Origin of the sequence: Pseudomonas sp. KUIN-1, from assembly GCF_009176725.1 — a bacterium.
Lineage (GTDB): Bacteria > Pseudomonadota > Gammaproteobacteria > Pseudomonadales > Pseudomonadaceae > Aquipseudomonas > Aquipseudomonas fragariae.
On the sequence record NZ_AP020337.1, the window covers coordinates 1,824,163 to 1,839,960 of the forward strand.

Here is a 15,798-nt window from a genome sequence, read left to right on the forward strand (position 1 = left end):
ATGAGTCCTGTAGCTGTCCTGCGTTTGCCGCTGACCACCGACCTGAGCGGTTTTGTCAGGCTGTTGCTGCGCTTGCAGATTCCTCACCGGGTCAGTGAAGAGGCTGGCGAGCAAGTCCTGTGGGTGCCGGACGCGCCGCGACTGGTCGAAGAAGTGCGCGAGTTGTACACGCGCTTTCCCGAAGGCGACGAGCACGTTCAACTGGCGCAGGACAGCGGAAGCGCCACCTACAAGCCGCCCGGCCTTATCGAGCAGTTACGCAGCAGTCCGGTGACGGCCCTGGTGTTGCTGGTCACCTTGCTGGTGGCGGGGCTGACGCTGCTGGGCGATAACCTCGAAGCCGTCCGCTGGCTGACCTTTCAGGATTTCCGCATCAATGGCGAGTACGCAACGTTTCTGCCGTTGTCCGAAAACCTGGCGTCCGGGCAGTGGTGGCGGATCATCTCGCCCATGCTGATCCACTTCGGCATCCTGCACCTGGCCATGAATGGCATGTGGTTCTGGGAGCTGGGGCGGCGGATTGAAATTCGTCAGGGCAGCCTGTCGCTGCTGTTGCTGACCCTGCTGTTCTCGTCGGTTTCAAATTACGTGCAATACCTGTTCAGCGGCCCAAGCCTGTTTGGCGGACTGTCCGGCGTGCTGTATGGCCTGCTCGGGCATTGCTGGATTTTCCAGATGCTGGCGCCCAACCCGGTCTACCGCCTGCCGCGCGGCGTGTTGATCATGATGCTGGTCTGGCTGGCGCTGTGCCTGTCCGGTCTGGTGAGCATGCTCGGCTTCGGCGAAATCGCCAACGGTGCGCATGTCGGCGGGCTGATCATCGGTTGTGTCACCGGGCTGCTGGGTGGTGCGATTGCGCGCCGCAAGGCCTAGAATTACCCGCTATTTTCTGGAGTGCGCCATGTCGTCTTTTATAGAAATGATCGAAAACATCACCCCGGATATCTACGAGAGCCTGAAACTGGCTGTGGAAATCGGCAAATGGTCCGACGGTCGCAAGCTCACTCAGGAACAACGTGAGCTGTCCCTGCAGGCGCTGATCGCCTGGGAAGTGCAGAACCTGCCGGAAGACCAGCGCACCGGCTACATGGGGCCGCAGGAATGCGCCTCCAAATCGGCCCCGGTGCCCAATATCCTGTTCAAATCGGATGCAATTCATTGATCGAAATTGGTCGCGGAGCAGTCAACAAAATGTCGGCGCGTCAGGATGACACGTCGTGTGTGCAATACGCTTTTCGCCTGGGCGACACCGAGATCGCGGTCAACCCGCTGATCGGCAAGACGCTGCGTCTGGAGTTTCTCGGCGCCATTCATTGCAGTCATTGCGGGCGCAAGACCAAGTCCAGTTACAGCCAGGGTTACTGCTACCCGTGCATGCTCAAGCTGGCGCAGTGCGACCTGTGCATCATGAGCCCGGAGAAATGCCATCACGATCAGGGCACCTGCCGTGATCCGGCGTGGGGCGAGCAGTTCTGCATGACCGATCACATCGTCTACCTGGCCAACTCATCAGGCGTGAAGGTCGGCATTACCCGCTCCACGCAGTTGCCGACCCGCTGGCTGGACCAGGGCGCAAGCCAGGCACTGCCGATCCTGCGCGTGGCAACCCGTCAGCAGTCCGGCTTCGTCGAAGATCTGCTGCGCAGCCAGGTGGCCGATCGTACCAACTGGCGTGCCTTGCTCAAGGGCGACGCTCAACCCGTTGACCTCAAGGCCATTCGCCAGGAGCTGTTCGACAGTTGCGGCGCAGGGCTGCTGGGATTGCAAGAACGATTCGGGCTGCAGGCCATCCAATTGCTACATGACGCCGAGCCTGTCGAGTTTCGTTACCCGGTCGAGGCGTATCCGACCAAGATTGTCAGCTTCAATCTGGACAAGAACCCGATTGCCGAAGGCACGCTGCTGGGGATCAAGGGCCAATACCTGATTTTCGACACGGGCGTGATCAATATTCGCAAGTACACGGCCTATCAGTTGGCCGTGCATCAGTAGAAGGATTCCAGCATGCGCACCGAACAACCGAAAATGATCTACCTGAAGGATTACCAGGCTCCCGAGTACCTCATCGATGAGACGAACCTGACCTTCGAACTGTTCGACGACCACTCGCTGGTCCACGCGCAGCTGGTCATGCGCCGCAACCCAGAGCGTGGCGCAGGCCTGCCAGCGCTGGTGCTCGACGGCCAGAATCTGGAACTGATCTCGGTCAAGCTGAGCGATGTGGAGCTTGGCGCTGCCGATTATCAGCTGACCGACGACCACCTGACCCTGCACCCGCAGGCTGACAGCTTTACGGTCGACAGCACCGTGCGCATCCATCCGGAATCCAACACCGCACTGGAAGGGCTGTACAAGTCCAGCGGCATGTTCTGCACCCAGTGCGAGGCCGAAGGCTTCCGCAAGATCACCTATTACCTCGACCGTCCTGACGTGATGAGCAAGTTCACCACCACCGTCAGCGCCGACAAGCAGGGCTTCCCGATCCTGCTGTCTAACGGCAACCCGGTGGCCAGCGGCGAAGAAGAGGATGGCCGGCACTGGGCGACGTGGGAAGATCCGTTCATGAAACCGGCCTACCTGTTTGCGCTGGTGGCCGGCGATCTGTGGTGTATCGAAGACACGTTCACCACTATGAATGAGCGGAACGTGACCCTGCGTATCTACGTCGAGCCGGAAAACATCGACAAGTGCCAGCACGCCATGACCAGCCTGAAGAAGTCCATGCGCTGGGACGAAGAGACCTACGGTCGCGAGTACGACCTGGACATCTTCATGATTGTCGCGGTCAACGACTTCAACATGGGGGCGATGGAAAACAAGGGCCTCAACATCTTCAACTCCAGTGCCGTGCTGGCGCGTGCCGAGACGGCGACCGATGCCGCACACCAGCGTGTCGAAGCGATCGTCGCCCACGAATACTTCCACAACTGGTCGGGCAACCGCGTGACCTGCCGTGACTGGTTCCAGCTGTCGCTCAAGGAAGGCTTCACGGTGTACCGCGACGCCGGTTTCTCGGCCGACATGAACTCGGCCACGGTCAAGCGTATCCAGGACGTTGCCTATCTGCGTACTCACCAGTTCGCCGAAGATGCGGGGCCGATGGCTCACGCTGTGCGCCCGGACAGCTTTATCGAAATCTCCAACTTCTACACCCTGACCGTGTACGAAAAGGGCTCGGAAGTGGTCGGCATGCTTCACACCCTGCTGGGGGCTGAAGGCTTCCGCAAGGGCAGCGATCTGTATTTCGAGCGCCACGACGGCCAGGCCGTGACCTGCGATGACTTCATCAAGGCCATGGAAGACGCCAATGGCGTCGATCTGACTCAGTTCAAACGCTGGTACAGCCAGGCGGGTACGCCGCGTCTGGCGGTCAGCGAATCGTACGACGCTGCGGCCAAGACCTACAGCCTGACCTTCCGCCAGAGCTGCCCGACCACACCAGGCCAGCCTGGCGATCAGAAGCAACCGTTCGTGATCCCGGTCGAACTGGGGCTGCTGGACAGCAAGGGTGGCGAGATTGCCCTGCGTCTGGCGAATGAGACGGCGGCGACCGGCACTACGCGAGTGTTGTCGGTTACCGAAGCCGAACAGACCTTCACCTTCGTCGATATCGCCGAAAAGCCGCTGCCTTCGCTGCTGCGCGGCTTCTCTGCACCGGTCAAGCTGAGCTTCCCGTATGACCGCGATCAACTGATGTTCCTGATGCAGCACGACAGCGACGGCTTCAATCGCTGGGATGCCGGTCAGCAGTTGTCGGTTCAGGTATTGCAGGAACTGATCGGCCAGCATCAGCAAGGTCAGGCGCTGCTCATGGATCAGCGCCTGATCACTGCGCTGGGCACCGTGCTGGCGGATGATGGCCTGGATCAGGCGATGGTCGCAGAAATGCTGTCGTTGCCGGGCGAGGCTTATCTGACCGAAATCAGCGAAGTGGCCGATGTCGATGCGATTCACGCCGCTCGCGAATTTGCCCGTCAGCAGCTCGCAGAGGGGCTGTTCGATGGGCTGCTGGCGCGCTATCAGGCCAACCGCGAAGTGTCGAAGGTCACGCCTTATGTGGCCGAAGCCGCGCACTTCGCCCGTCGTGCCCTGCAGAACATCGCGCTGTCGTACCTGATGCTCAGCGGCAAGCCGGAGGTACTGGCAGCCACTATCGACCAGTTCGACACCAGCGACAACATGACCGAGCGCCTCACCGCGCTGGCCGTGCTGGTCAATTCGCCGTTCACTGCCGAGCGCGACAAGGCGCTCGACGTGTTTGCCGAGAACTTCAAGAGCAATGCGCTGGTCATGGATCAGTGGTTCAGCGTTCAGGCGGCGAGCACGTTGCCGGGCGGCCTGCAGCGTGTTCAGGAACTCATGAAGCACCCAGCCTTCAGCATCAAGAATCCGAACAAGGTGCGTGCCTTGATTGGTGCCTTCGCCGGGCAGAACCTGGTCAACTTCCACGCGGCAGATGGCTCCGGCTATCGCTTCCTGGCAGACCTGGTGATCGAGCTGAACGCGCTGAACCCGCAGATCGCTTCTCGTCAATTGGCACCACTGACCCGCTGGCGCAAATACGACAGCGCCCGTCAGGCGCGGATGAAAGCCGAGCTGGAACGCATTCTCGCCTCCGGCAAACTGTCTGCGGACGTGTATGAAGTGGTGAGCAAAAGCCTGGCTGAATGAGGGTTGTCCGGTGCCTGACAGGCACTTGTGACAAAGGCGCTGTCCGCTGCTGCGGACAGCGCTTTTTTATGCGAAGTGTGCGTCGCCATGCGGGTTTTGACGATCGTGCCAATGCTCCGCGTTGGCATGCATTGGGTGACGCTCTGCGTCACGAAATGCGCTGCCACGCGGAGTGCTAATCGTTATACACAAATCCGCTTTTGATTCTGGCCGTAGGCCGTAGGAGCGAACTTGTTCGCGAAAGAGCAGGTGTTCTCCGAAAATGCATTGTCTGAGCTACCGTCTTCGCGAACAAGTTCGCTCCTACGCCCTTCGGACAGAAGCAAGATGACGATATCCTCTCCCGCAAAAAATCTCACATGTGATGTGTATCTATCCTTGAATGCATCTGCTACGTTGCTTACCTGATTCACGGCCAGCAGCAAGGGGAAGCGCCAATGCCTCGTAAAACCCAGGGCGATAACGCAGCGGTCCCGGCCAAGGTTTCCAAGAGTTCCACCGATTACATGCGTGAAATGCGTCAGCGGCTCAAGGAGGCGGGGCTGGTGAAGCGCGAATTCTGGATCCGGCCGGAAAATGTCGATGCCCTGCGGGGTATCGAAAAAGCCTTAAGACAGCCCTTTTTGGGCGACAGAATAAAACTGGAGGACTTCATGACCGAGAATACCCACTGGACCATCAGCTCTCTGCAGAAGGCACTCAGCGAACTGGAACTGGTGACGAACGGCAAGATCGAGCTCGACGTGACCGAGGGCGATGCCTCGGGGATCAGGCTGACCATGGCTGACTACGGCGACCTGCCGATCTACATCGCCGTAGAAGGCGAGCAGATTCTCGCCGACGCGACCTTGATCGAAGTGAACAAGATCAAGAACGTGCAAGCGTTCAACGACGTTGTCCTGCGCAGCCGCGACCTGTTTCCGCTGTCGTCGGTCGGCATCGAAAAGCTGGGCGGCGGTCAGGAAGTCTACTGCCTGTTCGGCGCATTGAGCGCGGCATCGTCGCTCACGGTCGTGGTGCAGGAAATTCTCACCCTCGCGGACAACGTGATCCGTGCGGCCGATGCTTTTGAAGATCATTTCATCTACTGAACAGCGCTGTCAGGCGGAGAACATTCATGACTACAAGTATCTGGAAAAAACTGGTGACCGCTGTTCGTGGCGGCGCTTCCGAAGTGGGCGAGTCGATTGCCGACGCCAATGCCATCCGCATTCTGGACCAGGAAATCCGCGACGCCGAGAACGCGCTGGTCAAGGCCCGCGACGGGCTGATCACCATCAAGGCCAAGCACAAACTTTCGGCACAGCGTCTTGAAGAGCACGCTACCAGCATTGCCAACTGGGAAGGCCGCGCCATGCAGGCCCTGAACAAGGGTGAAGAAGCCCTGGCCGTAGAATGCGCGAACAAGATCGCCGAAATCGAAGCCCTGCGTGATCAGGAGCAGGAACTGGCCGACCAGTTCAGCAAGCAGGTCAACCTGCTGCAGGATCAGGTGATCAAGGCCGAATCGCGAATCAAGAGCCTCAAGCAGCAGGTCGAGATGGCCAAGGCCCGTGAAACCGTGCAAAAGGCCCGCGTTGCAACGGCTACTGCAACCGGTGGTGCCAGTGGCGCCGTCGAAACCGCAGTCGGCTCGCTGGCACGTCTCAAGCAGCGCCAGGATGAACAGGACGCCAAGCTCGAAGCAGCTGAAGAACTGGCCACCCAGTCCAGCGGCAGCGATCTGGAGCGTCGTCTGCAGGATGCCGGAATCGGTGCTAAAAGCGGCGGTGCGCAAGATGTACTGGCGCGCCTGAAAGCCAAAAGTCAGACGCCGGCTCAGTAAGCGCTGCAACAAGGCAGGCGAGGGTGGTGCATGGCGTTTTCCCGACGACTCAAGGTCATCCTCGTCCTGTCGGCCGTGTTGATTGCGGTACAGGCATTCAACTCGATGACCAGCAACAGTCTGCTGCAGTTCGGTATCATGCCGCGCAGCCTCACCGGGTTGCGCGGCATTGTGTTTGCCCCCTTTTTGCACGGGTCGATTCAGCACTTGCTCAGCAATCTGTTGCCGTTCATTGTGCTGAGCTGGCTGGTGGCGACCGAGGGTGTCAGGCGTTATGCATGGGTCGCCGGGCTGGTTTGCCTGCTGGGCGGACTGCTGGTCTGGAGCTTCGGTCGCAGCAATATTCATGTCGGCGCAAGTGGTCTGATTTTTGGTTTGTGGGCTTATCTGCTGGCGCGGGCGTGGTATCAGCGCAGTATCGCCAGTGTGCTGATCGCGCTGCTGGTGCTGGCCGCTTACAGCGGGCTGGTGTTCGGCTTCGTTCCGGTGGCCGGTGTGTCGTTCGAATCACATATCGCGGGTGCACTTGCAGGCGTTTGTGTGGCCTGGCTGATGCATTCCAGGGCATTGCTGGCGCAGAAATGAGTCAGTCTCGCGCTTGCAGGCAGTGCGCCTGTTGCGCTTGAAGAGCGTTATATATCGTCACCCGTCACTGCAAGGAAACGGATTATGAGTTGGTTCAAACGGGCCATGGGCCTGGAAGCCCCCAAGGCATCAGGCCGGGACGGCACACAACCGGTCAGCACGGTCAGTCCGCTGGGGCTGGCCTCCGGACGGATGCTGTGCCTGGACAGTTCGCTGAAACTGTTGCTCGACGGTCACTCGGAAGTGGTCGTTCCGGGCGATGAAAAGGTCTGGTCCGTGGGGCATATCGATCTCGGCCAGTCCATGGCGCTGCATCGTTTCTACCTCGATAACGAGGACTATTTTCTGCAAGTGGTCAGCACTGGCCCCAACCCGGAAGACGTACAGGACATCATCCTGTTCGGCTACTACGGCGCCGAGCCGATCACCAGCAAGGATGAGTTGCTGCGCCTGACCGGCCCGTCGTCGAAGATCGGCCTGCCGACCTACGAGCACGATGGCGAGGTCTTCGAGCGGCAATGGGGGACTTCACCCGGCCAGACCGAGCTGACGCCACTCGATGAAAACATCGTCAGTCCTGACGCGACTTATCGTGTCAAGCACCTGAGCATGCTGTACGCCCGCGAAACAGGACTGATCAACCGCCGTGAGTTTCTGCTGTTTTCCGTAGAGGAAGACGAGGAGGGCAGCATCACGCTCACCACGGCGGTCGGCATAACGCTGCAATCCACTGATATCAACGTTCTTTGACAAGGAAATCCTCATGATCGACGCGCTGCGTATGTCGCTCAATGCCACTGCTGTATTCGGCTTCGTCATGTACATCCTGGTGGCGGCGATTCTGTTCGCGCTGTTCCAGTTCATCTACAGCCGGATCACGCCGCACAAGGAATTTGCGCTGATTCGCGAGAATAACAGCGCAGCGGCAGTTGCCCTCGGTGGCTCGCTGATCGGTTTCGCGCTGCCGGCCAGTAACATTATCAGCTACAGCATCAGCATTCTGGACGTGGTCGTCTGGGCAGTGATCGCCGCCGTCGTGCAACTGCTGGCGTTCGGCGCTACCAGCCTGGTGCTCAAGGGCCTGTCGACGCGTATCGCCAAGGGTGAAATGGCGGCGGCCATCTATTCGGCCAGCGTCGCGATCAGCGTCGGTCTTCTCAACGCGGCCTGCATGACCCCGTCGGTCTGACGGCAGCCTTGAACAAGGAGACTCACGATGAGACGTAGTTCAGTAAAACTGGTACTCGCCGGTGCGCTGCCGCTGGCCCTTGCCGGTTGCGGTCCGTCCGAGAAAAAGGACACCGTCAACGCCAAGGCCAACTTCAGTTCGGTGCAGGAATGCGTCGATGCCAAGGTGCCGGTGAATATCTGTTCGGATGCCTACATGCAGGCGCTGTCCGACCATCGCCGCATTGCGCCGACCTATGATGACAAGGCGTCCTGCGACGCGGACTTCGTCCCGGATTATTGCCAGGTCACCTCTGACGGCAAGTACATGCCTAAACTCGGCGGCTTCGAACTGGGCTTTTCCGGGCAAGTGCCGAAAGAGGCGCTGGACCGCGCCAATCAGGAAGTCACCCAGTCTGCTCCGTCGGGCATGAGCGGCACCACCGGCCTGATGGCCGGCCTGCTGATCGGCAATCTGCTCAGCAACGGCTTCGGCAATAACCGCTATTACTCGCAGCCCATTTACCAGACGCGCGATGACCGGGGCGGTTATTACAGCTCGTCCCTGCCGAGTCAGATCGATCGCGGCAAGACCTTCGGGCGCTCGACCCAGGCGCAATCCAGCCCGGATCGCAGCTACGGCAAGAGCACCCTGGGGCGCAACCTGGGCAGCTCGGGTTCCGGCTCGTCTTCGGTGTCATCGACCATCTCGCGCGGCGGCTTCGGCAGCCAGGCCTCGGCACGCAGTGGCTGGGGCGGCAAGAGCAGCAGTGGCAGCAGCAGTTTCGGAGGCTGACGGTTCGCGGCATGAAAAAGATCAGCATCGAGGAACGTCCGGACTGGCGCACCACCGCCGAGCGTGAAGGGTTCAACTTTCACACCATCGATGGCGAGCGTTACTGGGACGAGCGCGGGTATTACCTGTTCAGCGAACAGCAGATTACCCGCGATCTTGAAGCGCCCACCCAGGAGCTTCACCAGATGTGCATGGATGCCGTGGCGCGAGTGGTGGACAGCGAAGCGCTGCTCCATCAACTGGCGATCCCGGAAGCTTTCTTCGACCTGATCCAGAGCTCATGGAAGGAGGGACATCCGCATCTGTACGGACGCTTCGATTTTGCCTACGACGGCACGGGCCCGGCAAAGATGTACGAAATCAATGCCGATACGCCGACCAGTCTGATGGAAGCCGGGGCGGTGCAACTGCTCTGGCTGGAAGAGCAGATGGCGCGCGGCGTGCTGCCTGCGCATGCCACCCAGTTCAACTCGATTGCCGAGGATCTGGTTCGGGCCTTTGCCGAGTTTCCCGGTACGACTCCGTTCTACTTCTCGGCGATGTCCGGTTCCATCGAAGACCGGGGCACCACCGATTTTCTGCGGCGTATGGCGGCACACGTCGGCATCGATGCGAGGCATATCGATATCGAAGACATCGGGCTCGGCGCTGACGGGCGTTTTGTCGATCTGGACGGGCGCTGGATCGAGCGCTTGTTCAAGCTGCACGCGTGGGAGCATATCTTTCACGAGGAATTCGGTCAGCACGTGTCAGCGAGCGGCACTCAGTTTGTCGAACCGGCGTGGAAGGCGATTCTCAGCAACAAGGGTATTCTGCCGTTGTTGTGGCAGTTCAACGAAGGCCATCCGAACCTGCTGCCCGCGCATGTCGACCAGGACGCGAACAAAGCGGTCCCCAAAGGCTGGGTACGCAAACCGTACTTTTCCCGTGAGGGCGCCAATATCGAAATGCGCACGCCTGGCGATCAGGTGATCTCGGTCGATGGGCCCTACACCGATGCGCCCTACATTCTGCAGGCGTACTCGCCGCTTCCGCGATTCGGCGACAGCTACACGCTGATCGGCTCCTGGGTCATCGGCGATCTTGCGTCCGGGATCGGCATTCGTGAAGACGACAGCCTGATCACCAAGGACACCAGCCGCTTCCTGCCACACGTCGTCATCGACTGAGCCCTGCCTGTCATCACCCGGTGTTACTGGCTTGAAGCAAGTAACACTCTTGTTGTTACCACACGTTCATATACCCGCCATCAAGCAGCGATAATAAGTGGTTTTATGAGTGTGCTGTCTGACAATCAAACAGACGATGTTGTTGTTTTTAATCCTGGTCATAACGCGGGGGCACGACGTTTCAGATCTGTACCTTATATAAGGTGTGATCTGTTCTTTATCGCCTGTTGGCATTCACGTTGCATTACTGTGGGCTATTCCGGGTGCCTGCTTCATTGGTGTTTAACAGCGCGTTGTCGATTCTTCTTGTTCTGTGAAGTTTCCTACAGACATATTCCCGATAGATAACCTGTTCGCGGTAAGAATACGTGGGCAATTCGGTTTGCCTGTTAAACAAACGGTTATTGGCCGAACGTCAATAACCGTGTCGCCCTTACAACCTGCCGTTTACACGGAACTATTCCCGGCCTGGACGCCAGACACGCGTCCCGACGTGGCCATGCAAGGAGAGCCCACATGCTCATGAAACTTCGGCTGGGCGGCGCGCTGACGCTGCTGTTCGCGATCGACACCTGCCAGGCAGTGGATGCCACGTTGCTCGGGAGTCGTTTGACCCCACTGGGAGGCGAGATGGCAGGTAATGCCACGGGGACCATTCCACCCTGGACAGGCGGAATCACCCGGCCCCCGCCCGGGTACAAAGGCTCGGGCACTCGGCATGTCGATCCGTATTCCGCTGACAAACCCCTGTTCACCATTACTCACGCCAATATGCAGCACTACCGCACGCGCCTGACGCCTGGGCAGGTAGCGATGTTCGACACCTACCCCGACAGCTACCGGATGCCGGTATACCCCACGCGACGTTCCGGATCGGCGCCGCAATGGGTCTACGACAACACCCGCCGCAATGCGCAGAAAGCCCGGTTGATCGGCGGCGGCAACGGTTTTGTCGATGCCTACGGCGGCATTCCATTTCCGCTTCCGGAAAAGGGCATTCAGGCCGTGTGGAACCACATTGCACGGTATCGCGGCCATTATGCGGTGCGACGTACTTCGGAAGTTGCCATACAGCGCGACGGCAGTTTCAAACTGAACACTTCGCGTCAGGAAGTGCTGTTTCGTTTCTATGATCCTGCGGGCAGCTTTGCCAGTCTGGATAACGTGCTGTTCTATTACCTGTCGTTTATCCAGTGCCCGACGCGCATGGCCGGTTCTGCCGTGCTGGTCCACGAAACACTGGACCAGATCCAGGAGCCGCGGCAGGCGTGGACCTACAGTGCGCGGCAGCGTCGGGTACGCCGCGCGCCGAGTCTGGCTTACGACATGCCGATCCCGGCCTCTGAAGGCTTGCGCACGGCCGACGACACCGACATGTTCAATGGCTCGCCGGATCGTTACGACTGGAGGTTACTGGGCAAACGCGAGGTCTATATTCCCTACAACAACTACCGGATTTCCAGTCCTGACATTACCTATCGCCAATTATTGCAGGTAGGGCATCTTAACCCGGCCTATACGCGCCATGAGCTGCATCGCGTATGGGTGGTGGAGGGCACGCTCAAACCGACCGCGCGTCATGTCTATTCAAGACGCACGCTGTACCTGGACGAGGACAGTTGGCAGGCTGCAATCGTCGATCAGTACGACGCTCGGGGGCAGTTGTGGCGCGTCTCCATGGCGTACCTGAAGAACTATTACGAACTGCCGACCACCTGGTCCGCACTGGACGTTTTCCATGACTTGCAGGCGCGGCGTTATCACGTGCAGAACCTCGACAATCAGGAGCCTGGCACCAGTGACTTCTCTCAGCCGGTACCCAGCGTGAACGCCTTCAAACCAGCGGCCTTGCGGCGCAGGAGCATTCGCTGACCGGCGTCTGGTCAATCTGTCCGATCAACCGTCGTTATGTTTCATCAATCACATTCAGCACGCTTAACAAAAGATAACGACATGTCGATTGTCAGGCATTTGCAAAGCTGCCTAGGATGGCCGAGCTTACAGACAGGTAACGCCATAGCGCTGCGGGCGTCGACATCGATATGAGTTGTCCGGCACCCGCACTCGATAACAGCCACCTGATAATAATAAGAGCGGAAAAGTCCATGCGTGAGTCTTTCCATCGTCGCACCCGGTTATACGCGGGCATGTCCCTGGCTGTCGTTACGTCATCCCTGTTTGCGCTGCCAGCCATGGCCGGTTCCGAGGCGCTAGCCACTGCCGTTGCTGCAGACGCTCCTGTTTATGCCATCGAGTCGGCCAAAGCCTCTCGCGCGTTGTTGCTGGACGTTGCCCATGCGGGTGCGCGGCTGGTCGTGGTGGGTGACCATGGGCATATTCTGCTTTCCGATGATCAGGGCATGACCTGGAGTCAGGCCCGCGTGCCTACCCGGCAGTTGTTGACGGCCGTGTTTTTTGTGGATGAACAGCACGGTTGGGCGGTCGGTCACGACGCGCAGGTACTGGCCAGCAGCGATGGCGGCAAGAGCTGGAACAAGCAGTTCGAGGACTTGAAGCGCGAGGCTCCGCTGCTGGATGTCTGGTTCAAGGACCTCGACAACGGCTTGGCCATCGGTGCCTACGGCCTGCTGCTGAGCACGGCCGATGGCGGGCAGCACTGGGAAGATGTCAGCGACCGGCTGGACAACGAGGATCAATACCACCTGAACGGCATCGCTCAGGTCAAGGACGCCGGCCTGTTTATTGTCGGCGAAGCGGGCAGCATGTTTCGCTCCCGCGACGAGGGGCAGACCTGGGAAAAAATCGCCGGCCCGTATCAAGGCTCGTTATTCGGCGTGATCGGCACGGCTCAGCCGTCCACGTTGCTGGCCTATGGTCTGCGCGGCAATCTGTTTCGCTCCAGCGATTTTGGTGACAGCTGGCAGCCGATCGAACTGAAGGGCGCGCGCGGGCCGCTCGAGTTCGGCCTGGCCAGCGCTACGCTGCTGGCCGATGGCTCGCTGGTGCTGGTCGGCAATGGCGGCAGTGTCATGCGCAGCACCGATGACGGGGAAACATTCGCGGTCTTCAATCGACCTGATCGCATCTCGCTGGCCGGGGTTACCGGCAATTCTCAGGGCAATCTGATTCTGGTAGGACAGGGCGGCGTTCGCCTCACCTCGTCGACGGGCGCCGATACGACCCAACAATAAGACCTTTCAGGGCGGGATATTCAGGCATGAGCACGCACCAGCACGCGCAAGATCCGGATGAAAAAGCAACCTTCCTTGAACGCCTGATTTTCAACCATCGCCCGGCAGTGATTCTCCTCTGCCTGCTGGCCAGCCTGTTTCTGTTCTGGCAGGCCACGCAGGTGCGGCCTTCCACCAGTTTCGAGAAGATGATCCCGCTGTCTCATCCGTTCGTTCAGAACATGCTCAAGCATCGTAACGATCTGGCGAACCTTGGCAACACGGTGCGCATATCGGTCGAAGCGGTGGACGGCGACATCTTCTCCAAGGAGTACATGGAGACCCTGCGCCAGATCAGCGACGAAGTGTTTTACATCCCCGGCGTGGACCGCTCCGGGCTCAAGTCGCTGTGGAGCCCCAGCGTGCGCTGGACCGAAGTGACGGAAGAGGGCTTTGCGGGAGGCGAGGTGATCCCGCAGAGCTACGACGGCTCGGAGGCCAGTCTGGACCAGTTGCGCAACAACGTGCTCAAGTCCGGGCAGGTCGGGCGCCTGGTCGCCAACGATTTCAGGTCGAGCATCATTGATGTTCCGCTGCAGGAGTCCTACCCGGACCCGGCAGACCAGGGCAAATTACTGGCGCTGGACTATCAGCAATTCTCCCACCAGCTCGAAGAAAAGATCCGCGACAAGTATCAGGCGCAAAACCCCGACATCAGGATTCACATCGTCGGCTTCGCCAAGAAGGTCGGCGACCTGATCGACGGTCTGTTCATGGTGGTGATGTTCTTTGGCATCGCCTTTCTGATCACGCTGGTGCTGCTGATCTGGTTCACCCGGTGTATCCGCAGCACGGTGGCAGTACTGAGCACCACGCTGATCGCGGTGATCTGGCAATTGGGGCTGATGCATGTGGTCGGCTTCGGTATCGACCCGTATTCGATGCTGGTGCCGTTTCTGATTTTCGCCATCGGCATCTCTCACGGTGTGCAGAAAATCAACGGTATTGCCCTGCAATCCAGCGAGGCCGACAACGCCCTGACCGCTGCGCGGCGGACGTTTCGTCAGCTGTTTCTGCCCGGCATGATTGCGATTCTGGCCGATGCGGTGGGCTTTATCACGCTGCTGATTATCGACATCGGGGTGATCCGCGAGCTGGCCATCGGCGCTTCCATTGGTGTGGCGGTGATCGTGTTCACCAACCTGATCCTGCTGCCGGTGGCGATTTCCTACGTGGGCATCAGCAAAAAGGCAGTGAGCCGCAGCAAGCAGGATGCGGTCTCCGAGCATCCTTTCTGGCGATTGCTGGCGAACTTTGCCAGCGCCAGAGTCGCGCCGGTGTCGATTGTGCTGGCGCTGCTGGCCTTCGGAGGGGGGCTTTGGTACAGCCAGAACCTGAAGATCGGCGACCTGGATCAGGGCGCGCCCGAACTGCGCCCCGACTCGCGTTACAACAGGGACAACGCGTTCATCATCAACCATTACTCGACCAGTTCCGATGTGCTGGTGGTCATGGTCAAGACAGGCCCCGAGGGTTGCTCGGCGTATTCGACAATGTCAGCGATCAACGAGCTGGCCTGGAAGATGGAGAACACCCAGGGCGTGCAGTCGGCCATTTCGCTGGTGACGGTGTCCAGACAGATGATCAAGGGCATGAACGAGGGCAACCTGAAATGGGAGAGCCTGTCGCGTAACAAGGACGTGCTGAACAACTCCATCGCCCGCGCCGACGGCCTGTACAACACCGATTGTTCGCTGGCGCCGCTGCTGGTGTTCCTCAACGACCATAAAGCCGAAACCCTCCACCGGGCGGTGCATGCAGTGCAGGACTTCGCCAGACAGAACGATACGCCGGACCGGCAATTTCTGCTGGCCGCCGGCAACGCCGGCATCGAGGCCGCGACCAACGAAGTGATCAAGCAGTCCGAGTGGGTGATTCTGCTGCTGGTCTACCTCTGCGTGGCCGCGATGTGCATGATCACCTTCCGCTCATGGGCCGCCACGCTGTGCATCGTCCTGCCGCTGGTGCTGACCTCGGTGCTGGGCAACGCCCTGATGGCCTTCATGGGCATCGGCGTCAAGGTCGCGACCCTGCCGGTGGTGGCGCTGGGCGTTGGCATCGGCGTCGATTACGGCATCTACATTTACAGCCGTCTCGAGAGTTTCCTGCGCGCCGGACTGCCATTGCAGGAAGCCTATTACGAAACCCTCAAATCCACCGGCAAGGCCGTGCTGTTCACTGGCCTGTGTCTGGCCATCGGTGTGTGCACCTGGATCTTCTCGGCGATCAAGTTCCAGGCCGACATGGGCCTGATGCTGACCTTCATGCTGCTGTGGAACATGTTCGGCGCACTGTGGCTGCTGCCTGCGCTGGCGCGGTTTCTGATCAGGCCGGAGAAGATGGCGGGGAAGGTGGGGAATTCGTTGTTTTCACATTGAGACACACATGAGGTTA

The 15,798-nt window shown here is 59.5% G+C and carries 14 protein-coding genes; all 14 read left to right on the plus strand.

Going from position 1 to position 15,798, the window contains the following annotated elements; genetic code table 11:
• Nucleotides 1-873 carry a rhomboid family intramembrane serine protease gene (locus KUIN1_RS08775; protein ID WP_003406491.1) on the plus strand — a complete coding sequence of 291 codons (873 nt, stop codon included), beginning with the start codon at nucleotides 1-3 and terminating at the stop codon, nucleotides 871-873.
• Nucleotides 874-901: 28 nt separating this feature from the next.
• On the plus strand, nucleotides 902-1,162 hold the full coding sequence (locus tag KUIN1_RS08780; protein WP_002554502.1) for a YeaC family protein: 261 nt from the start codon (nucleotides 902-904) through the stop codon (nucleotides 1,160-1,162).
• Nucleotides 1,159-1,992: a DUF2797 domain-containing protein gene (locus tag KUIN1_RS08785; protein WP_004414155.1), complete on the plus strand. Its 834-nt coding sequence runs from the start codon at nucleotides 1,159-1,161 to the stop codon at nucleotides 1,990-1,992. Before KUIN1_RS08780 ends, KUIN1_RS08785 begins: the two co-directional genes overlap by 4 nt.
• A gap of 12 nt (nucleotides 1,993-2,004) precedes the next feature.
• A complete protein-coding gene (gene pepN, locus KUIN1_RS08790) occupies nucleotides 2,005-4,671 on the plus strand; it encodes an aminopeptidase N (protein WP_152091941.1) in 2,667 nt (888 codons plus the stop codon).
• A 437-nt stretch (nucleotides 4,672-5,108) separates the two neighbouring features.
• Nucleotides 5,109-5,762, plus strand: coding sequence for a YjfI family protein (locus KUIN1_RS08800; RefSeq protein WP_011267178.1), 654 nt, complete (start codon nucleotides 5,109-5,111; stop codon nucleotides 5,760-5,762).
• A 26-nt stretch (nucleotides 5,763-5,788) separates the two neighbouring features.
• Complete coding sequence (locus KUIN1_RS08805) at nucleotides 5,789-6,496, plus strand: PspA/IM30 family protein (RefSeq protein WP_003406498.1); 708 nt, start codon at nucleotides 5,789-5,791, stop codon at nucleotides 6,494-6,496.
• Nucleotides 6,497-6,526: 30 nt separating this feature from the next.
• Nucleotides 6,527-7,081, plus strand: coding sequence for a rhomboid family intramembrane serine protease (locus KUIN1_RS08810; protein WP_003406500.1), 555 nt, complete (start codon nucleotides 6,527-6,529; stop codon nucleotides 7,079-7,081).
• Nucleotides 7,082-7,165: 84 nt separating this feature from the next.
• Nucleotides 7,166-7,831, plus strand: a complete 666-nt coding sequence (locus tag KUIN1_RS08815) for a DUF2491 family protein (protein WP_003406502.1) — start codon at nucleotides 7,166-7,168, stop codon at nucleotides 7,829-7,831.
• 13 nt (nucleotides 7,832-7,844) lie between these two features.
• Nucleotides 7,845-8,270, plus strand: a complete 426-nt coding sequence (locus tag KUIN1_RS08820) for a DUF350 domain-containing protein (protein WP_011267180.1) — start codon at nucleotides 7,845-7,847, stop codon at nucleotides 8,268-8,270.
• 27 nt (nucleotides 8,271-8,297) lie between these two features.
• Nucleotides 8,298-9,044 carry a DUF1190 domain-containing protein gene (locus tag KUIN1_RS08825; protein WP_011267181.1) on the plus strand — a complete coding sequence of 249 codons (747 nt, stop codon included), beginning with the start codon at nucleotides 8,298-8,300 and terminating at the stop codon, nucleotides 9,042-9,044.
• Nucleotides 9,045-9,055: 11 nt separating this feature from the next.
• Nucleotides 9,056-10,213 (plus strand): glutathionylspermidine synthase family protein, encoded by a 1,158-nt coding sequence (locus tag KUIN1_RS08830; protein ID WP_003406507.1) that lies wholly within the window; start codon nucleotides 9,056-9,058, stop codon nucleotides 10,211-10,213.
• A 516-nt stretch (nucleotides 10,214-10,729) separates the two neighbouring features.
• A complete protein-coding gene (locus KUIN1_RS08835; protein WP_011267182.1) occupies nucleotides 10,730-12,085 on the plus strand; it encodes a DUF1329 domain-containing protein in 1,356 nt (451 codons plus the stop codon).
• A gap of 233 nt (nucleotides 12,086-12,318) precedes the next feature.
• Nucleotides 12,319-13,365: a YCF48-related protein gene (locus KUIN1_RS08840; protein WP_161632420.1), complete on the plus strand. Its 1,047-nt coding sequence runs from the start codon at nucleotides 12,319-12,321 to the stop codon at nucleotides 13,363-13,365.
• A gap of 26 nt (nucleotides 13,366-13,391) precedes the next feature.
• Nucleotides 13,392-15,782, plus strand: a complete 2,391-nt coding sequence (locus tag KUIN1_RS08845) for an efflux RND transporter permease subunit (protein WP_024651744.1) — start codon at nucleotides 13,392-13,394, stop codon at nucleotides 15,780-15,782.
• The last annotated feature ends 16 nt before the right edge of the window (nucleotides 15,783-15,798 follow it).

What these genes read in the sequence shown, in the direction of transcription:
- KUIN1_RS08830 (WP_003406507.1), top strand. Translation starts at nt 9,056, where the DNA reads ATGAAAAAGATCAGCATCGAGGAACGTCCGGACTGGCGCACCACCGCC.
- KUIN1_RS08805 (WP_003406498.1), top strand. Translation starts at nt 5,789, where the DNA reads ATGACTACAAGTATCTGGAAAAAACTGGTGACCGCTGTTCGTGGCGGC.
- KUIN1_RS08800 (WP_011267178.1), top strand. Translation starts at nt 5,109, where the DNA reads ATGCCTCGTAAAACCCAGGGCGATAACGCAGCGGTCCCGGCCAAGGTT.
- KUIN1_RS08810 (WP_003406500.1), top strand. Translation starts at nt 6,527, where the DNA reads ATGGCGTTTTCCCGACGACTCAAGGTCATCCTCGTCCTGTCGGCCGTG.
- KUIN1_RS08840 (WP_161632420.1), top strand. Translation starts at nt 12,319, where the DNA reads ATGCGTGAGTCTTTCCATCGTCGCACCCGGTTATACGCGGGCATGTCC.
- KUIN1_RS08820 (WP_011267180.1), top strand. Translation starts at nt 7,845, where the DNA reads ATGATCGACGCGCTGCGTATGTCGCTCAATGCCACTGCTGTATTCGGC.
- KUIN1_RS08835 (WP_011267182.1), top strand. Translation starts at nt 10,730, where the DNA reads ATGCTCATGAAACTTCGGCTGGGCGGCGCGCTGACGCTGCTGTTCGCG.
- pepN (WP_152091941.1), top strand. Translation starts at nt 2,005, where the DNA reads ATGCGCACCGAACAACCGAAAATGATCTACCTGAAGGATTACCAGGCT.
- KUIN1_RS08825 (WP_011267181.1), top strand. Translation starts at nt 8,298, where the DNA reads ATGAGACGTAGTTCAGTAAAACTGGTACTCGCCGGTGCGCTGCCGCTG.
- KUIN1_RS08780 (WP_002554502.1), top strand. Translation starts at nt 902, where the DNA reads ATGTCGTCTTTTATAGAAATGATCGAAAACATCACCCCGGATATCTAC.
- KUIN1_RS08775 (WP_003406491.1), top strand. Translation starts at nt 1, where the DNA reads ATGAGTCCTGTAGCTGTCCTGCGTTTGCCGCTGACCACCGACCTGAGC.
- KUIN1_RS08815 (WP_003406502.1), top strand. Translation starts at nt 7,166, where the DNA reads ATGAGTTGGTTCAAACGGGCCATGGGCCTGGAAGCCCCCAAGGCATCA.
- KUIN1_RS08845 (WP_024651744.1), top strand. Translation starts at nt 13,392, where the DNA reads ATGAGCACGCACCAGCACGCGCAAGATCCGGATGAAAAAGCAACCTTC.